Source organism: Thermoanaerobaculia bacterium (genome assembly GCA_035593605.1).
Taxonomy (GTDB): domain Bacteria; phylum Acidobacteriota; class Thermoanaerobaculia; order UBA2201; family DAOSWS01; genus DAOSWS01.
In genome coordinates this window covers 41,630-61,400 of record DAOSWS010000017.1, presented here as the reverse complement: position 1 = coordinate 61,400, position 19,771 = coordinate 41,630, and the positions used below count along the sequence as shown (strand labels likewise).

Genomic DNA, 19,771 nt, shown 5'->3' with positions numbered 1-19,771 from the left:
GAAGAATCATCCTCTTCGCGGGATGGATCCGTGAAGAGAAGGAGGATGCAATGAGCAACAGCACAATCGGCTGGAATCCAAGCACCTACGGCCTCGACCGCCACGGTCTTGAGAACCTGGGCACCATTTACTTTAACCTTCCGACCCCCCAGCTCTACGAGCAGGCCATTCGAAGGCGGGAAGGTCTTCTGGCCCATCTGGGCCCCCTGGTGGTCCGCACCGGGCACCACACCGGGAGATCACCCCATGATCGGTTTGTCGTGCGGGAACCAACCTCAGAATCCAGAATCTGGTGGGGGACGGAGAATCGTCCCTTTGAACCCGAGGCCTTTGATCGTCTTTTCTACCGGCTCACGGCCTACCTGCAGGGCAGGGACATCTTTGTCCAGGATGTGATCACGGGAGCCGATCCGAAATATCGTCTCCCCGTTCGCGTCATTACCGAAACCGCATGGCACTCCCTCTTTGCGCGAACCATGTTTGTAAGACCGGACTGGTCAAAAGGAAGTGAATTTGTACCCGAATTTGCGGTGATCGACGCTCCGGGATTCCGGGCCATCCCCGAACTGGACGGAACGAATTCCGAAGCCTTCATTCTTGTCCACTTCGGGAAAAAGGTTGTTATCATCGGGGGAACTTCCTATGCAGGAGAGATTAAGAAATCGGTATTCTCCTATATGAATTATCACCTTCCACTGGAACGTGTCCTATCCATGCACTGCTCGGCCAACATGGGGGAAAGCGGCGAAGTAGCCATCTTTTTCGGTCTGTCCGGAACGGGAAAGACAACCCTCTCCGCCTCTCCGGACCGCAGGCTGATCGGGGATGATGAACACGGCTGGTCCGACACGGGCGTCTTTGATTTTGAAGGCGGCTGTTACGCGAAAGTGATTCGTCTCTCGAGTGAGGGAGAACCCGAAATCTACGAAGCCACCCGACGCTTTGGAACGATCCTGGAAAACGTCGCCATCGATCCGGTCACTCGAAGGACTGACCTCGATGACGCTTCTCTGACAGAAAATACAAGGGCCGCCTATCCGGTCACCCATATTCCCAATGCCGTGGCTGAAGGCCGCGGCGGGCACCCGAACCACATCATCATGCTTACACTGGATGCCTTCGGAATTCTTCCTCCCGTAGCCCGTCTCAGCCCTGCTCAGGCCCAGGCGCACTTTATGGCCGGGTACACGGCTAAAGTTGCCGGGACCGAAGCCGGTGTGGGGAAGGAACCGATGGCGACCTTTTCAGCCTGTTTTGGTGCCCCGTTCATGACACTGCCGCCTACGGTCTACGCCAGGCTCCTGGGAGAAAAGATCGCTTCGCATGAGGTCTCCTGCTGGCTTGTCAATACGGGCTGGTGCCGGGGGCCCTTTGGAACGGGGGAGAGAATTCATATCGCCTATTCGCGCGCCATCGTCCGTTCCATTCTCTCCGGGAATCTGAACAGGGCATCTTTCCGCAAGGATCCCACATTCCACTTCGATATTCCGGATGCCGTGGAAGGTGTGCCCTCGGAACTGCTCGATCCCCGCTCTGCCTGGCAGGATCCATCCGCCTATGATGCAAAGGCAAAGGAACTCTATCGGAATTTCCTTTCTACCCTGGAACCCTACCGCGAAGAAATGGGGGAGATCTTACATAAAGCGGGTTTTTAACAGGCCATCCATGGGGTTGTCCATCCTCTTCCTGACTTTCTCACTTTACCTGTGGGGGAGTCAGTCTCCTGCCGATTCGGGAACGGTGCAGGGCGGCCCCTGTGAAGAAGAGAAGATCGCTGAAAGTCATTCCCTTCATGCCGGCCGTGTGTCCTGGTGGAAAGAAGCACAATCGGGGCTTGCGAATCCTCCACCCGGCGCTTTTTCGAGTGCAAAACGTCACCTTCATTCCATGAAAAACCGGGCGGCCAGTCCGGTTTCCGATCCGGGTTGGGAGGCAATGGGGCCGTTTCCTCTGCTGGATGGGGTGCAGGGCTATTCCGGCCGCGTCACGGCCATCGCCCCGCACCCCTCCAATGGCGCCATCGTCTACCTTTCCGGTGCGAGGGGAGGGGTCTGGAAGACAACCGATGGCGGAAATCACTGGATCCCCCTGACAGATGATCTGGGAACACCGGCGGTGGCTGCCCTGGCCGTGGATCCTCTCCATCCGGATACGGTAATTGCAGGTACGGGGGACCCCTACATGGGATGCGGGGATTATTACGGTACGGGAATTCTTCGCTCTTCGGATGGCGGGTTCACCTGGGAGACATTGGCGGAAGACCTGTTTTCCGATACGGCCATCACGAAGATTCTTATCCATCCGGATCGTCCCGGATGGCTCTGGGTGGCCAATGGAGTCAACTATCCCGCCTCCTCCTGCACCGGAGCGACTCCGGACTGTGGTGTCTGGCTGAGCCGGGACCATGGGTTGACCTGGCTTCCGCTCCTGACGGGGGAATATACAGCACAACCCCTGGCAACCGTTACGGATCTGGTTCAGGATCCCATCGATCCGGATATCCTCTTTGCGGCAGTCCGATACAGCGGTATATGGAAGACAGAGAATGGGGGAACCACCTGGACTCGTCTCCTGGATGGATTGCCCACGGAACACGTGGGTCGTATCGATATCGCACAGGATCCCACCAGCCTGTCAACGATCTATTCCGTGTTCGAGAATGCCGGGACGGGAAGGCCGCTGGGAATCTTCAAATCGTTTAACGCCGGTCTGACCTGGTTTGAACTTCCTGCTCCTTCTGGTTCCTGCCAGTACTGGGACCTGTCCGATCTCTGTACCTATCCCTTTTATGACATCGGCAGCTGCTGGTATGACCTTCTCCTGGAGGCAGGTCCGACCGGCCAGGTGTGGGTGGGTGGAATCGGTTTATGGGAATCCACCGATGGAGGGCAAACCTGGGTCAATGAGTGCAGGGTCGATATGCACGTGGACTATCACGCCATGGCCTTCGGTCCCGACGGCGAGCGGTGGGTCGGCAGTGACGGGGGTATCTTTTATGCTGATCCGGTCCAGCGTGTCTGGATTTCAAGAAATGAGACCCTGGGCTTGACCCAGTTCTACCCCGGTGCCTCCCTTCACCCCACGCGAGCGTCGCGAATGCTGGCAGGGAACCAGGACAATGGAACCCTTCTCTATCAGGGACAATCCCGCTGGATCAAGGTGGGGGAAGGAGATGGGGGAGCCACGGCATACGATTCCCGGTCACCGGACACGACCTGGTACACTTCGTACCAGTATCTCAATATCATGAAAACAACCAACGGGGGATATTCCTATCTCTGGTCCATGTACGGCCTGACCGATGCCAATACCACCCGGGCTTCCTTCCACTCTCCCTTCACGCTCTGTCCGGCCGATCCTTCGGTATTGGTTGCGGGATCGGATAACGTCTGGATTTCAACCAATGGCGCGGAATCGTGGTCTTCTATTGGCCCCGACCCTCTCGATCCGCTTGGATTTAAAATCCGTGTTCTGGCATTCAGCGAAACCGATTCCACGTGCAACACATTATTTGCCGGAACCATCGCAGGAACGCTCTACCGCACCCTGAACAGGGGACAGAACTGGGATGAAATTGGCTCCGGACTCCCGGGCGGTCCGATGAATCAGCTTGTCGCTTTCAGAAATGATCCGGCGATCTGGTATGTCGTCCTGGGGGGGTACGGCCATCCCCATATCTATCGCACGGATGACATTCAGGCTAATCAGCCTGAGTGGAGCGAAGTGGGGCTTTCTCTGCCGGATACCCCTTTCTACACGATCCTTTTGGATCCCCTGAATTCGAATATCCTTTATGCCGGCTGTGATCTTGGTCTCTTTATCTCCATGGATGGCGGTCTCAGCTGGAGTCTGGATCCGAATCACCCTGCAATCCCGGTTAGAGATCTGAAGGCAGTGGAGAATGGCAGTGCGGTCATTTCGTTTACTTTCGGAAGAGGTGCCTTTCGGCTTCGAAGAGATGCCCTGGTTCCCCGTTCCAGCGAACCCTTACCCCGATTGATGAAATCCGGAGACAGGTAGACAGCGATTCCTGAAACAGGTATGATGATTTTATGGGCGCTGGGCCTGTGTACCCGGTTGACCCCGGGCTGAAACGCTTCAAACTCTCCGTACAAAAGAATCGAGCATTCGTCTATACCCTCGCCGCCCTCTTTGCGATTGCGCTTCAGCAGCTGGGACTCATCAAGGGAACATTTCTTCAGGCATTCACGGTACTGGTCCTGGCCGTGATTTCTTCTATCGTTTTCTATGTTGCGTATATCTATTTTTGGAAACTCAACCTGGACTGGGTTTGGCTTCTCTTTGACAGTTTTTTAATATCCTGTGGTGTTTATCTTACGGGAGGCGTGGCCAGCCCCTGGTTCCCTTGGTATCTGGCCAACGTAAGTGGTGCGGCATTTGTCGCCGGGATGGAGTGGGCCGTTGCACTTTCCATTGTGGACACCTTCTCCTATCTGGGAGTGCTTGCCATCCGGGGTGAAATTGCCGGTCTGGATGGAGTATTCTGGGAAAAGCTGGCAATGATGGCCTGCCTGTTTGGATCGACATTCTTCTTTTTCCGGGGTGCCACGGAACTCCAGAGAAAGCAGAAACAGGTCAAGCTGCTTCGGGAAAATGAGAGTCGAAAAGTGGCTGAACTCACCCGTCTTACGACAATTCTGGATGAACGGACACGGGAACTGGATGAAGCCAATTTCCAGATTCGGCATGCGGACAAGATGAAGAGCCAGTTCCTGGCCAATATGAGCCATGAACTGCGAACCCCCCTCAATTCGATTATCGGGTTTTCGGAAATTCTGATCTCGAGGCTGGAAAGCGAGCTTTCAGATAAATATCTTAAGTTTCTTTCGAACATTCACACCTCGGGAATCCACCTGCTGGGGATCATCAACGACCTTCTGGATCTCTCCAAGATTGAAGCCGGACGGATGGAAGTGAACGCAGAGAAGTTTCCCCTGGAAGGTGTGATTCACGGTGTCTGCACCGTGATGAAGGGTATGGCGGCGAAGCGAAATATATCCTTTGAAGTTGATCTTCCTGAGCACCTGCCGCCTCTTCATGCCGATCCGGTCAAGGTCAAGCAGATGCTCTATAACCTGCTTTCCAATTCAGTCAAATTTTCTCCGGACGATTCGACGATAACGATACGTGGATCGCATGTGGAAGCCGGAGAGTCTGCTCTTGGCGTTGACAGTATTTCCATCCAGGTGGTGGACCGCGGAATCGGCATCGCACCGGAAAACCACGATATGATCTTCCAGGAATTCAGCCAGGTCGATAATGCGCCCACAAGGCAGTTCCAGGGAACGGGGCTTGGCCTGGCTCTGGTCCGGCGTTTTGTGGAGCTCCATAAAGGCACGATTCAGGTGGACAGTGCCGTGAATCAGGGAAGTACCTTTACCATTCTGCTGCCATCAAGATTTATCGCCGATGGCTCTTCGCGGGAGCCTGAAACTGCCCTCCCTGTCGTCACGACAACCGCTCTGCCGCGAATTCTTGTTGTGGAAGACGACCCTGATGCGTACGAGCGCATCTCGAAGGATCTTGCGGTGGCCCACTTCATACCTGTTCGGGCAAAAAACGGGGAAGAAGCGGTTCGACTGGCCAGGTTGATCAAACCCGCCGCCATTACCCTGGATATCATCCTCCCGGACATAGATGGCTGGGAAGTTTTGAAACGGCTCAAGCAGGACGGAACGACCCGAAATATCCCGATTCTGATTGTGTCGATGGTGGAGAACCAGGATCTGGCGGTGGCCCTCGGGGCGGACGACTATTTTCTTAAACCTATCGAGGGGGAATCGTTAGTAAAACGATTGACGCAGCTCGTACCGCCCGAATCCACCCGGAGCGCAAGGATCCTCCTGATTGATGATGACAGTGCGGTCCATGAAATGGTCGAGGCGCTTCTAGAGCCCATTGGATTCCGGCTGGACCATGCGTACAACGGGAAAGAGGGACTCGAGCTGGCCTCTCAGAACCCTCCATCTCTCATTATGCTGGATCTCATGATGGAGGGTATGGATGGATTTGATGTTGCCGCGGTACTGCGCAATGATCCCCGCACAAGCTATCTCCCCATTCTTGTTTTGACGGCAAAAGATCTGACGGAGGCTGAGCGGAAGCGTCTGCATGGGAAAATCAATGGCCTTCTGCAGAAGGGATCCTCCGGCCCCCAGGAACTCATCAGTTCCGTAAAGCACCTGGTTCGACGGCACTCCAAGGAGATTCAACATGAACCTTCCTAAACAGATACTCCTCATCGAAGACAATGAGCAGAACCTTGAACTTGTCACCTTTTTGCTGGAAGAGGCAGGATTTGAGGTGCATACGGCGAAAGATGCGGACGAAGCGAAACAACAGGTCGAAAGCGGCAGTCCCGATCTGATCCTTCTGGACATTCACCTTCCGGGATGCAACGGGTTGACACTGGTAGAGGAATTCAGAAAGAAAGAAAACCTGAAACGAACTCCGATAATTGCCCTGACGGCGCATGCGATGCAGGGAGACAGGGAACGTTTTCTGGAGGGGGGATGCGACGGTTATATCCCCAAACCGATCCAGGTGGGCACCTTTGTTCAGGAAGTATGCGCCTTCCTTCCGGAGATTTACTGATGACAGCCCGGCAGGAATCAGGCAGGGAACATCCCCGCGTACTTATTGTCGATGACCAGGTAGAAAATCTGGATCTTCTGGAGGAAATTCTATCGATCGAAGGATTTTCAGTGGACAGGGCATCGGGAGGTCTGGAAGCACTGAGACGCGTCGACCTCTTTCCCCCTGACTGCATCATCCTCGATATCATGATGCCGGGCATGGACGGCTTTGAAGTCTGCCAGCAGTTAAAGGGCAAACGACCCACATGCTTTATCCCCGTTATCATGTTTACGGCCCTGTCTGAGGTTACTGACAAAGTTCGGGGGCTGGAGGCCGGAGCGGACGATTTTCTGAACAAACCCGTATCGGCACCGGAGCTTCTTGCAAGAGTGCGGACCCTGATTCGGATCAAACAGTTACGGGATGAACTGGACACATCCGAAACCATTATCGTATCCATGATCCAGGCCCTGGAAATGAAGGATCCCACCAGTGTGGGGCATTCGGAAAGAGTGGCACTCGCTGCTGCCAGAACAGCAAAAAAACTGAACCTTCCCTTATCGACGGTGGAAACGATTGCGAAAGCTGCCATTCTCCATGATATTGGGAAAATCGGTTTACCGGACCATGTTCTATGGCCGGAAGGAGCGCTCTCTGAAGAAGATAAGCGCATCTTCTGTCAGCACAGCGATCTGGGAGCGATGATCCTGGCCCCTCTCCTGTCCTTCGGAGATATTCGGATGATTATACGGCGCCACCATGAGAGACTGGATGGATCGGGATATCCCGAGGGTATCTCGGGGGCTTCCCTGAGCTTGCCGGCGGAGATCGTTGCTATTGCAAACCGGTATGACGACCTTTACATGGAAGATGGCCAGGAAGAAGCGATTCGAAAGATCAAGGATGAATCAAGCCGGGGCCTCTTTCATGAAGATCTCACAGCCGTATTCCTGAATGCGGCCGTATACGAAGCCAATCCGGAAGAGTCCCTGGAATCGATATGGACGCAGTTTTTGCCCGTACCGGGCAGTGTACCAAATGGGAAGATCCTGGTCGCCGATGATACACCGTCCAATCGTGAGGTTGTGGAGGAAATTCTTGCCGATGCCGGCCATACGGTTCACTGTGTGGGCAGTGGCGATGCCCTGCTTCGGATCATGGAAGACTACCGACCCGATCTGGTTATCCTGGATATCCGAATGCCGGGTCTGGACGGGTTTGAAGTATGCAGACGAATTAAGGGGGAGCGGGAATGGGAGCTTCTTCCCGTGATTCTGGTTACGGCGCGGCGAGAAGTCCAGGATCGCCGGGCCGGAATGGAGGCCGGTGCGGATGATTTTCTGCTCCTCCCGCTCCATCGTCTGGAAGTCGTTGCGCGGGTGAAATCCCTCCTCCGTCAAAGGTTTTTCTATCTCGACCTGGAACAGCACCAGAGTGTCATTCTCTCGCTGGCCTCAGCCCTGGAAGCAAAGGATCCCTATACTCGCGGGCACTCGGATCGCGTTGCCCAATTATCGGTCGAACTGGCCATGATGCTCAACCTTTCCAACGAAGACCTTCGTCTTCTGTCGATGGCGGGCAAACTGCACGATATCGGAAAGATCGGTGTGCCTGAAAAGCTTCTCAATAAACCTGGACGCCTGACGGGAGCTGAACTGGAAACCATCATGACGCACCCGGCCCAGGGACAGCTGATCTGTAAACAACTGAAGACGGTTCAATCCATTCTTCCCATTATTCGACACCATCACGAGCGGTTTGACGGGTCGGGATATCCCGATGGACTGGTAGGGGATGAAATCCCTTACCTGGCAAGGATTCTGGGGATGGCCGATGCCTACGATGCCATGACGTCCGACCGGCCCTACCGGGCACCCATGGAAGTGAGCCAGGCCCTGGCTGTGCTGGAAGACGAAACCAGTTCGGGGAAGTGGGATCCGCGTATCTTCAGAATTCTGACGGAGATGGTGTCTCCTTCTACTTCGTCAAGTTGAAGAAATACTCTATGTTGTTCGCCAGGGTGTCTACATGAGAACGATACTGGTTCGCGTAATGAGAATTTTCATTGGGGTGACCATTGTACTTTCTATTCTATTAGCGATCCTGTTTGTTCTGTTTACTCAACCCTCGGGCACCATATCCACTCGCATGGGGACAAATAAGGCTAATGCACAAAGAATTCAGGAAACAGTGCATTTCTTGACTGATGGAGTACCTCGAAATTCTGATCATCCTGAATCTCTGGAACATATCGCAGGATATATTGAAAGTCGATTCCAGGCAACAGGTGCCGATGTGAAGATTCAAACCTATAAAGCAAGGGGAAAGTCATTCAAGAATGTAATTGCAAATTATGGTCCCCAAAACGATTCATTAATCGTCATCGGTGCGCATTACGATGTATTTGGGGATCTCCCTGGTGCAGATGATAACGCAAGTGGCACGGCTGTTCTGCTAGAAGTTGCTGAAATATTGAGTCCTGAAAAACTGGAATTTCCAATTGAATTCGTTTCTTTTTGTACCGAGGAACCACCATTCTTCGGTTCGGAAGAAATGGGGAGTGCCATTCATGCTGGATCACTCAAAGAAAGAGGAGTCAAGGCAGAATGCATGATTTGTCTTGAAATGGTCGGATACTATACGGAAAACCAGAATTGGCCAAATATTCTTCTTGACCTTTTTTATCCGAGTAAAGGGAACTTCCTGGCAGTTATAGGTAGATGGGAAGATCGAAAGCTTACGAGAAGAGTAAAATCGGCCTTAAAGATAGAGAATGATCTCCAGGTTTGGTCTTACAACGGACCAGATCTAGGCGGGTTGGATGCATCGGACCACAGGAATTATTGGCTACAGGACATCTCTGCGGTTATGATTACAGATACAGCGTTTATCAGAAATCCTAATTACCATACTCCTCATGATCTTCCTGATACGTTGGATTATAAAAAAATGGCTATTTTATCCGAAGGACTTATCGAAGTAATATCAAATTTACAAATATGGATTAATATCCACAAGTAGCACAATTGTTATTTAAGCTGAGGGATTACCGGCTTCGCATCGCCAGAAGTGCAAGGATCATCAGGAGAACGATTCCCGTGTAAACGGCGATGATGGACATCCGTCTCCTGGGAAGTCCCGACCTGTGGGCCAGCCAGAGATCGATGGATCCGGCACCGATGGCGAGAAGGGGAAATCCTACGATCCAGGCTATTCGAAGGAGCCTGGGAAGGTGACGCATGAAAGAAAATATTGCTACGGCCCAGGGAACCCGGATTCCCAATCCCAGGAAAAGAACCAGATAGGCAAGGGCTCCCAGGAATAGCAGTAAGGGAGGAACGAGGAAAATCCAGGAAAAAATCGAAAGGAAAGATGTCTTTTGTGAAACTGCACCCTTCATAAGAGATAACCTCCGGGCCCGGGAACGGTAATCCATTATAATGGGAGTTGTTGCGAAATCGAAAGCAAAGGAGCGGTTGATGTCACCTACCTTTCGGCCCTATCACGAAACGGGAATTTCCATGATCGATGAACAGCACCGGGTTTTCTTCAGTAAACTGAATGACCTGTTTGCTGCGTGCAAGGCGGGAACGGCGGGAGAAGAGTTACGGCCCATGCTGGATTACCTTGTCAGCTATGTACAGACACATCTTGCGACGGAGGAGCAATTCATGTCGGAACACCGGTACCCCGAAAAAAAAGAGCACGAAGAACAGCATCGAATCTTTCGGGACAAGATGTACAGAATGCGGACCCGGTTTCTTTCTGCCCCTCCCTCGGTCGATTTTATCCTGGAATTGAATCGCACCCTTGTGGACTGGTTCCAGAGCCATATCAACGACCAGGATGTGAAGATGGGTGCTTTCCTCCGCGATAAGGTCTCCTGACGATTAAAAAATAGGGACTGTCCCTATTTTTAGAGTAATCAAGCGAACCTGGATCAGCGCCTTTGCGTATAAAGGGGAGTAAGGAGGAACGCAGCAGAGTGATTGGGAGAATTTTTTCTGTCCTATCGGTTCCGGCATGCCTGCTCATTTTTGCGGGTGGTTTGTCTTCACGGGATCTTTATGCCCAGCAGAATGATCCTGTTTTCAGCCATTATTCCATCGGACAGGGCCTGTCGCAGAGCATTGTCGACGCCGTTGTTCAGGACCGTCAGGGTTTCATGTGGTTTGTGACCGAAGATGGACTTAACAGGTTTGATGGTCATAACTTCAGGATCTTCAAGCATAATCCTCAAGACCCCAACTCTCTGAGCCATAACGAATTGAAATGCATACGGGAAGACCATGAAGGAAAGCTCTGGGTGGGAACCTTTCACCGTGGATTGGACTGCTTCGATCCGAACACGGAACGGGTAATTCATTTTCAACATGATCCTGAAAATCCCAAAAGCCTGAGTCACGACATTATCTGGGCAGTTCTGGAGGATGAGAACCACGACCTCTGGATCGGCACAGGGGGCGGGTTGAACCGCTACCATCGGGAAACGGGAACTTTTACGCACTATTTCCATGAACCGGAGAATGAATCAACCATCAGTCACGACGATATCCGTGTGCTTTATGAAGGTCGGGATGGTTCCCTGTGGATTGGAACGGCGGGAGGTGGGCTGAATCGAATGAACCGTTCCACGGGGACCTTCGAGAGATATCAGAATGATCCGGCGGATCCATCCTCTCTGAGCCACAACGACGTGAGATCGATCCTGGAAGACAAAGAGGGTAACCTCTGGGTGGGAACCTATGGGGGCGGCCTGAATTTCCTCCCTGCGGGATCGAGTAACTTTATCCGTTTCACCTCCGACCCTTCAGATCCAGCGAGCCTGGGAAGCAATGCTGTTCTCGCCCTCGTCTTTGACCATGACGGCATTCTATGGGTGGGAACCGATGGCGGAGGGCTTCATCGCTACGATCCCGCGACCCGGACCTTCCGTCGGTACGTAAACGATCCCAACCGACCCACCAGCCTGGCGGGAAACCGGATCTACTCCCTTTGTGTCGATCGTTCCGGGATCTTGTGGGTGGGAACCTATGGAAACGGGCTCAGCCTCTTCAACCTGGCTCGAAAGAAATTTCTGCACCTGAAACACGACCCCCTGGATCCGCAGAGCCTCAACAGCGACATCGTCTGGTCCTTTGCAGAAGACAAAACCGGCGCTCTCTGGATCGGCACGAACGATGGAGGGCTCAACCGTCTTGATCGAGCAACGAACCGATTCACTCACTATGAATATGACCCATCCAATCCAGGATCCATCAGCCACAACTCCGTCCGAATGGTGATACCGGACGGCAAGGGAGGGTTGTGGCTGGCCACGAATGGAGGGGGGCTGAACCATTTTGATACGAAGACCGGCAGAGCCGTGCGCTATCTGCACGATGCCGACCGGGCGGACAGTCTTGCTCACGATGAGCTTCGCATGGTCTTCCAGGACCGCCAGGGTGTTCTCTGGGTCGGGACCTATGGAGGAGGCCTGGACCGTTTCAATCCCGGAACGGGTGGATTTACCCACTATCGTTCCAACCCGGACGATCCTTCCACGATCAGCAACAACTACGTGCGTACCGCCTATGAAGATTCAAAGGGAAGGCTCTGGTTCGGCACCCATGGGGGCGGTCTGAACCTCATGGATCGATCTGCGGGAACCTTCACCCGTTACATCTCGAATCCGGCCGACAATACCTCTCTCTCCAACGATTTCGTATTCTCCGTACACGAAGATCGAAAGGGGAGAATCTGGATTGCAACCTACGGGGGAGGCCTGAACCGAATGAATGTCGATAGGGGGACCTTTACCGCCTTCCGAAAAAGCGACGGGCTTCCGGATGATGCAGTGTACGGAATCCTGGAAGATGATTCGGGAAACCTCTGGCTTTCCACGAACAGCGGCCTATGCCGATATAATCCGGACAGCGGTGCCTTGCGTACCTTCACGATTTCAGATGGTCTCCAGAGCAATGAATTCAATGGCGGCGCCTACTATCTGAGCCCGAAGGGGGAGATGTTTTTCGGCGGCATCAACGGGTTCAACGCCTTCAAGCCGGAAGAGATCAGGGACAATCCCTTCGTTCCGCCGGTTGTCTTTACCGATTTTCAGCTTTTCAACCAGTCCGTTCCGATCGGGGAAACGAAAGAGGGCCGAACGATCCTGACCCAATCGATTACGGCTACAAATAAGATTGTCCTTTTACCTCGGGACCGGGTGGTATCCTTTGAATTTGCCTCGCTCCATTTTGCAGCTCCAGCAAAAAATCGATATGCGTACAAGCTGGAGGGACTCTATAAGACCTGGGTCGATCTTGGAACCCGTCGATTCGTCATGTTTTCGACGCTCCCCTCGGGTTCGTACACCCTTCGCGTCCGCGGGACAAACAGTGACGGAGTCTGGAATGAAACGGGAGCCTCCATTGAACTTGTCGTTTTACCTCCATGGTGGAGAACCACCTGGGCCTATGGAGCCTACCTGCTTCTCCTGATTGCGGCGGTCTGGGGGATCGTCACCTTTGTGAAGCGCCGTGAGAGGGATCGTTCCCGGCTGATTGAAGCGGAACTCCAGGCCCAGGCGGCCCTTCTGCAATCCAGGACCGTGGAGGCGGAAGCCCGGGCTCTCAAGGTTGAAAATGAACGAAAGAGCCACGAACTGGAAGAAGCACGAAAACTCCAGTTCTCCATGCTTCCCGAGGATGTCCCCGAACATCCGGATTTCAGGATTGCGGTCCGGATGGCGACTGCCACGGAAGTGGGGGGAGATTACTACGACTTTCATGTCCAGCCCGACGGCACGCTTACTGTGGCCATCGGGGATGCTACGGGCCACGGGACAAGGGCGGGAATCATGGTGGCGATCATGAAGGGCCTCTTTACCCGGATGAGGGAAGTCCCCGACCTGGAGACGATATTCCGGGAATGCAACGAAACCCTTCTCGAACTGAAGCTGGATCGGATGTGGATGGCACTGACCCTTCTCAGAATCAGGAATCACGAAGCCAGGGTGGTTGCTGCGGCCATGCCGAATATCTTTCTGTACCGGGCCGCCTCCGGAATTGTGGAGCAGGTTGATCTACAGGGGATATTTCTGGGAACCGACCTGAAGCTTCCCCACAGGGAGACCCGGTTCCGAATCGAGCCGGGAGACAAGATTCTTTTGCTTACGGACGGCTATCTCGAGCAGGACAATGTGGATGAAGACCTGCTTGACTATAACCGCTGCAAAGCCTATTTCGCCGCCGCGGCCCACCTTCCGGTGGAGGAGCTGTTGGATCAGATGCTTGAATCCTTCGAAACCTGGAAGGATGGAGTCGATCAGAGGGACGACGTTACTCTCATCGTACTCGAGGCGAAATCTGTTTCGAATTGACGAAAAGCCTTACCATCCAGACCGGGAAATCTACTTTGTCACGCTCTCAAAGTCTGGATGGCTTCGCAAGCCTTCCAGGTCGGAATCTTCCCGTGCCTGCTGGCGGAGCTTCGGGTTGACCCGGACCGCTTCCTTCAGTGCCTCCAGGGCTTCCCCCTTCTTTCCCGCAGCCAGGCGGATCACGGCCAGGTCATAGAGGACCTCCCCGTTGTCCGGAGCCAGCTTTGCCGTCCGTTCCATGATGGGCAGAGCCTCCGGAGCCTTCTGCTCCGTGAAGAGGGTCCAGGCTTCGTTCCAGCCGTAATTGACCCGGGCAAGGACCAGGAGCCGTCCCAGTTCCCTGAAGGGTTCGGGATGGTCATCGACGCGGATATCGATGGCACGGTCGGTAAACCCGCCGTACCCGGCCCTGTCCTTGACGACCAGAAGGGCCGCTGACTGCTTCCCTCTCGAATCGCCGCCCGCCCTGTCTCCCGCCACAAGGGCTTCATAGAGCCGCTCCGCCAGGGTACCCTTTGTGGAAAGGAATGCCTTTTCGACATTCTCGACGACCTCTTCCCCTGTGAGAATATTGCCCTGAATTGCGTAGTTGGGACCCTGTTTTCCTCCCGCCCAGGGCGTACAGCCCTTTCCCGTGTAGGTGATCGAAGAACCGTCGGCGGCGACGATTCCTACCTGCCTGCGATCAGGATCCGCATCGGTGCGGAGAAGGATCGTGAGGGCTTCTTCCGGTGTTGCACCCCGTGCAAGAAGTTCCAGTCCCCGCTCCCCGAAGGATGTATTGGCGAAGGCCTGCGTTGCCACTGCTCCAACGTCAGCTCTGGCCCAGGGGACCACGGAACCCACGGCAAAAAACCTGGAAGCGACGGCGATGCCCAGCTCACCCGTGGCCGGATCCCGGGCAACGATCGAAAAGGTTGAGACAGCTGTGGGAACATCCGAAGGTTCTTCCGCAATGAATGGAGTGGAAACCAGAAGAACCAGCAGGATCCCAAACCCGAGAATATATCGGTAATAATTGGAAATATGCATGGATTACCTCCGGGGATATCGTATCAGGTCGAAGCCGCCTCCTCAAGAGACCCGTGGGAAGGAAGAGTGTGCCATGCGTTAGAATGGAAGATATAATTGAAATGCCTGGAGGCTGCGATGATTTCAGAAGTTACACACTTCCTCAAATGGTGGAGTGAAAAGTTCCCCGGAGCGGATCTGCCCGTTTCTCTCTGGTACACCGACGAACCCGGAGAGACGCTCCCGCCACCTGAAGATCATCGATGCGTAATTTCCGACATAGCCAAAGCCCTTCGGGGCGTGGATGTCCGGTTGAGTTCTTCCTCTCTTGGCTGTACGGGAGGACGTCGCTATACCGGATTCAGCCGGGACCTGATGCAGGGGTTCGAATACTTTCTCTCCTGCGGGCTGGAGGGAAGGGTCGAAGGGGAACGCTACAAGAAAACTCCGGAACTGGTCCGGGAACATCTGGAAAAGTCTCCCGTCTTCGATGCTCCGGCTCCTGTACTGGTTGTAAAAAGGCTGGACAGGCTTGCCAATGGGGATACACCGGAAGTGGTGGTCTTTTTTTCTCCCCCCGACGTTCTTTCCGGTCTCTTCACGCTTGCCAATTTTGATGAGGGGGACCCATTCGGTGTCATCACTCCCTTTGCAGCGGGGTGCGGCACGGTAGTCCTCTTTCCCTACCTGGAAAACAGAGCTGAGAGACCGCGTTGTGTCCTCGGGATGTTCGATGTGTCGGCCCGGCCCTACGTGTCCCACAACGTCCTGACCTTTGCCGTGCCGTTCCGGAAATTTCTCCGGATGGCCGCCAATCTGGAGGAGAGTTTCCTGATCACGCCGTCGTGGGAGAAGGTGCAGAAGAGAATTGACAGGTATCGGCCCGCCCGGCCTGAGACGACGGAAGTGTGACCCGATATGATGGAGATTCCCCCCCGGCCAAAGGGTTCCCTGATCAGCCACTTCTCCCGGATGGCGATTCGCCACGGGGGTGTCAACCTTGCCCAGGGGAGGCCCGGTTTTTCACCTCCCGAAGAGCTGGTGACGTCGTTGCGGGAAATCCTGAGAGAACCCGATGTCCACCAGTACGCCCCCGGGAACGGAGACTTTGACCTCCTGGAATCCATCGCCGGCCTCTACAAATCGCCGGTTCCCCTGACCCCGGACCATGTCCTGGTCGTTAATGGAGCCACCGAGGCCATGTCCCTCATCTTTCTGATGCTGGCATCCGATCCTGCACGGAAGGGGGCAGTTCTCTCCTTCAGTCCTCTTTATGAGAGCTACCCGAAGCTGGGGTCGATCTTTTCCCGACCCTTTATCGAAGTTCCCGTGGATCCGGACACACTTGCCATCGACCTGGACCGGGTCGAGGACCTCGTGGTTCGCCACGAAGTGAAAATTATCCTTGTCGCATCCCCCGGGAATCCTCTGGGGCGAATCTGGACCCGGGAGGAATGGAGTCGATTACGGGAAATATCCCTCCAGCATGACGTACATGTGCTTCATGACGCCGTGTATGAAGCCATCTATTTCAGGGAACCTCCCCGGCCGACAATCGACCCGGAGTTTCCCGGGCATCTCTTTATCAGCGCCTTTTCCAAGACCCTCTGCATCACAGGGTGGCGGATCGGGTACATTATCGCCGATGCGGACACAATGGAACGGCTCCGGGCCGTCCACGACTACACGGGCCTCAGCTCGCCCTACCTGCTTCAGCGGGCGATCGCCCGGTACCTTGCCCTTCCCCGGGCTTTGAAGACCTTTACACGGGACCTGAGGGTACGTTGCCGCCACTCCTTTACCCGGTTGAAAAACGGGCTGAGTGAACTTGGATTCCGAGTGTCCCCCGCGGAGGGAGGCATGTTTCTCTGGGCCAGGCTCCCCGAAGGATATGATGACGGGTACGAGTTCGCTGTACGGCTCTTTGAAGCATCGAAGGTCGCCGTCGTTCCGGGAGAGAATTTCATGGCATCGCCGTCGCCCTACATCCGGCTCAACATCGCCCAGGAACTCCCCACGATCGACGAAGCCCTCGACCGGATGGGTGAGTTTATAACACATATTTATCGTTGAAGGTAGAAAAAAGCGCTAAATATTGAAGGTGAAAAGTGTAAACGTATTGCCTCATTTCCACGTAGAATCAACATCCAAGTTCCGATCTCAGATTTACATTTTAAAGAACCAACTAACAGATCTCCAGGTTTTGGCTCGGGTTTTGCAGATCCTTGGTTTACAGGTAAGCTATAAAAATCAGATAACATTTTTTATTATAAACAAGATTAGTATGTAGACAAAATATGGTATAAATTTAATCATTAATAATTCGATGAATAAATTATTGGAATATTTCGATCTCACAACTATTACACGATACACATGGTATGTGTAATAAAACATAGCTATTATAAATATAGTGAATAATAAATAGTAATACAAATAATACATGAGATTATTCTGTACATTACTAATGCTTGAAACAATATCGAATGTCAGAATGCCCGATATTGTGAAGCACGGTAGAAAGAGTATCGTATAAAGCAAATCATTCATTCGCATTACTTTATTGACTTCATGACCCAAGCACTAGGACGGGACATCGTATTTCCTTGTTTTTTGTATTCATTGCTGTTGAGTTATTTACTATTTCCGTAATTCCGGGGGTAGTTCCGCGGACCGTAATCATAATGATCTCACTCAATCTTTCGAATCCTGGATAAGGTTGAGGCGCTTCAGGAGGTCGATGTAGCGGGGATCGCCGCGGAGGGGGGAGAGGAGGGGTTCAACGCCGAGGAAGATCACCTCCGGGGAATTCTCTTCCATGGCCTGCTCCAGGTGAGTAAAGGCTACTTCGATTCTGCTGACCGAGGCTTCCGCCTTCGCGATGGCCAGGTCGTCGCTTCCCGCGCGCAGGGCATCCATGAGTCGACTGGCTTCCCGGTTTCTTCCGGCCCGGTTCAATGCCATGAATCGATACATCAGCCACTCGGGATCGGGAGGGTCTGTTTTCGCCCGGTCCAGGGCATCCAGGGCCTCGGGGATCTTATCCAGAAGCAGGTAGGCTTTTCCAAGGACTTTCCATGTAGATGTTGGATGGGAACAGGAGGGAAGGTGGTCCAGGAGCATCCTGACGGCTTCCTCCGGCCGGTTGGAACAGAAAAAGATATGGCTTTCCTGCAAAACTCCATCGTGGGAAAGAGGGTCGATTAACATAGCGCGCCGGACTTCAGACTGAGCGGATTCTCTCTGTCCCCGGGCACAAAGACAGGCGGCAAGGTTTCGGCGGGCATCTGCGTTGTTGGGGAAAAGGGAAAGGCTGAGGCGAAATCCCCTTTCCGCCGCAATCCAGTCATGTTCGAAATACATCCGGGCAAGGGATAAACTGTGTACGGCTGAAGCCGACCCGGGATCCATCTGCAGGGCTTTTCGGGCCTGGACAGAGACAATCGGCCATCCTTCCCGCGGGCCGATCCACCCTTGAATGACGAGGTTGGTGTACGCCTCCGCGATGCCTTCAACGGGTTCCGGGGAAAAGGGATCCATATCCATGGCGCGATGATAGTGGTCGATGGCTCTCCAGAGGGATTCCTCTGTCGACGTCACAATATCTCTTCTGGCTTCCATGCAGAGAGCCATGACTCCCGCTTCAGACGACTGTCCTGAACGGAAATAGTCCTTCTCCAGGTTTCGGATGGCTATGCCGATTGCTTCCGCGGTTTCCATCGCAATACGCCGAAGAAGAAGGGGAATACGGTCCCGGGTGTCTTCGTAAGTCGATTCATGGATAAGGAGTTCTGGAACCGCCTGATGGATCCGTATCGTAAGCGTCAGGGTTTGATCGTGCCTGAGAACCGTGCCTTCGAGAAAAAGAGATGCATTGAGACGTTTTGCAAGGGCAGGTAACGTTGTCTCCTGATATGAAGCCTGCACGGATGAAGACCAAGAAATGACCCGCAGATCGCTCAATCGGCCAAGAGTACGGGTGAGCCGCTCGGTTATGCTGTCGCAGAAGATGGCTTCGGACGGAGGGTTACCGGGGTATGTAAAGGGAAGCACTGCAAGGGATGTGGAGGGCAGCCGGAGAGGCCCCGCGACTTCATAATGCCGGGCGAGGGTGTTCAAACCGAAAAGCCCCGACAGACCCAGAAGACAGGTCAGGAGGCCCACGAACAGGTAGCGTCTGAACCGATGGCCGGGAAGAAAGAGCCGGGTCAGGGTCCGGGGCAGCATGGGGGCCGGCTCCCATGGGAAGAGAATTCTATACAGGGAAAGGGGTTTTTGAATATTTTTCAGCCTGCGTTTACCAAGCCAGACAATAGTTCGATCGAGGTCTGGCTTTACGAACCTGTACACCTCCTCGGTGATGCAGATCCCTCCGGGGCGGGCCAGGCCGAATACTCGCGATGCCACGTTGACGGCGTCTCCGAAGAGATCTTTTTCCCGCCATTGTACTTCTCCGACATGAATTCCGGCACGAATCAGGATCTGGTGGCTTTTCGGCCTGCCCTGGTTGCGCTCATGAAGCTTTTCCTGAATGGAAACGGCACATTCCAGAGCGTGAAGCGGATCGGGAAAGGTGACCAGGAATCCGTCTCCGGTTGTCTTTACTTCATTTCCTTCGTATAGGGGAAAGACGGATCGCAGAATGACGTTATGCTCATTCAGAAGTTCGAGGGCGAGGGCTTCATTCTTCTGAGCCAGCGCCGCAAAACCGACAATATCGGTAAAGAGAATGGCGGCCGTGCTTCGTGTTTCCTTCGACATCCTGCAGATAGTGTAGCAGAAACGGAAGAGGGCCCGTTTCTT

12 protein-coding genes and 1 pseudogene are annotated in these 19,771 nt (G+C 53.8%); 10 read left to right on the top strand and 3 right to left on the bottom strand.

All coding sequences use genetic code 11. The features are described 5' to 3' along the window. Positions 1–50 precede the first annotated feature (50 nt). The 6 genes and pseudogenes from pckA to PLD04_09635 all read left to right on the top strand — a co-directional run bounded on the left by pckA (position 51) and on the right by PLD04_09635 (position 9,618). Positions 51–1,637: pseudogene (pckA, locus tag PLD04_09660) on the top strand (phosphoenolpyruvate carboxykinase (ATP)). A 28-nt stretch (positions 1,638–1,665) separates the two neighbouring features. Next, positions 1,666–4,020, top strand: coding sequence for a hypothetical protein (locus PLD04_09655; protein HXK68597.1), 2,355 nt, complete (start codon positions 1,666–1,668; stop codon positions 4,018–4,020). 32 nt (positions 4,021–4,052) lie between these two features. Next, positions 4,053–6,248: a response regulator gene (locus tag PLD04_09650; protein ID HXK68596.1), complete on the top strand. Its 2,196-nt coding sequence runs from the start codon at positions 4,053–4,055 to the stop codon at positions 6,246–6,248. Then, the gene (locus PLD04_09645; protein HXK68595.1) at positions 6,235–6,615 is read left to right on the top strand and encodes a response regulator; all 381 of its coding nucleotides are present in this window, start codon (positions 6,235–6,237) and stop codon (positions 6,613–6,615) included. The genes PLD04_09650 and PLD04_09645 overlap by 14 nt, the downstream gene beginning before the upstream one ends. Beyond that, positions 6,615–8,591 carry a response regulator gene (locus tag PLD04_09640; GenBank protein ID HXK68594.1) on the top strand — a complete coding sequence of 659 codons (1,977 nt, stop codon included), beginning with the start codon at positions 6,615–6,617 and terminating at the stop codon, positions 8,589–8,591. The genes PLD04_09645 and PLD04_09640 overlap by 1 nt, the downstream gene beginning before the upstream one ends. A 34-nt stretch (positions 8,592–8,625) precedes the next feature. Continuing rightward, positions 8,626–9,618: a M28 family peptidase gene (locus PLD04_09635; GenBank protein HXK68593.1), complete on the top strand. Its 993-nt coding sequence runs from the start codon at positions 8,626–8,628 to the stop codon at positions 9,616–9,618. 25 nt (positions 9,619–9,643) lie between these two features. Here PLD04_09635 and PLD04_09630 read toward each other — a convergent pair whose 3' ends face one another. Next, positions 9,644–9,997 (bottom strand): hypothetical protein, encoded by a 354-nt coding sequence (locus tag PLD04_09630; GenBank protein HXK68592.1) that lies wholly within the window; start codon positions 9,995–9,997, stop codon positions 9,644–9,646. A gap of 79 nt (positions 9,998–10,076) precedes the next feature. Here PLD04_09630 and PLD04_09625 point away from each other — a divergent pair, with 79 nt between their 5' ends. Further along, a complete protein-coding gene (locus tag PLD04_09625; protein HXK68591.1) occupies positions 10,077–10,484 on the top strand; it encodes a bacteriohemerythrin in 408 nt (135 codons plus the stop codon). Between the two features lie 98 nt (positions 10,485–10,582). Beyond that, a complete protein-coding gene (locus PLD04_09620; protein ID HXK68590.1) occupies positions 10,583–13,957 on the top strand; it encodes a two-component regulator propeller domain-containing protein in 3,375 nt (1,124 codons plus the stop codon). Positions 13,958–13,987: 30 nt separating this feature from the next. Here PLD04_09620 and PLD04_09615 read toward each other — a convergent pair whose 3' ends face one another. Then, a complete protein-coding gene (locus PLD04_09615) occupies positions 13,988–14,989 on the bottom strand; it encodes a DUF1028 domain-containing protein (protein HXK68589.1) in 1,002 nt (333 codons plus the stop codon). Between the two features lie 117 nt (positions 14,990–15,106). Here PLD04_09615 and PLD04_09610 point away from each other — a divergent pair, with 117 nt between their 5' ends. After that, on the top strand, positions 15,107–15,880 hold the full coding sequence (locus PLD04_09610; protein HXK68588.1) for a DUF169 domain-containing protein: 774 nt from the start codon (positions 15,107–15,109) through the stop codon (positions 15,878–15,880). Between the two features lie 6 nt (positions 15,881–15,886). Then, complete coding sequence (locus PLD04_09605; GenBank protein ID HXK68587.1) at positions 15,887–17,041, top strand: pyridoxal phosphate-dependent aminotransferase; 1,155 nt, start codon at positions 15,887–15,889, stop codon at positions 17,039–17,041. Between the two features lie 621 nt (positions 17,042–17,662). Here the strand turns inward: PLD04_09605 and PLD04_09600 are convergent. Beyond that, positions 17,663–19,729: an adenylate/guanylate cyclase domain-containing protein gene (locus PLD04_09600; GenBank protein ID HXK68586.1), complete on the bottom strand. Its 2,067-nt coding sequence runs from the start codon at positions 19,727–19,729 to the stop codon at positions 17,663–17,665. Positions 19,730–19,771: the final 42 nt, after the last annotated feature.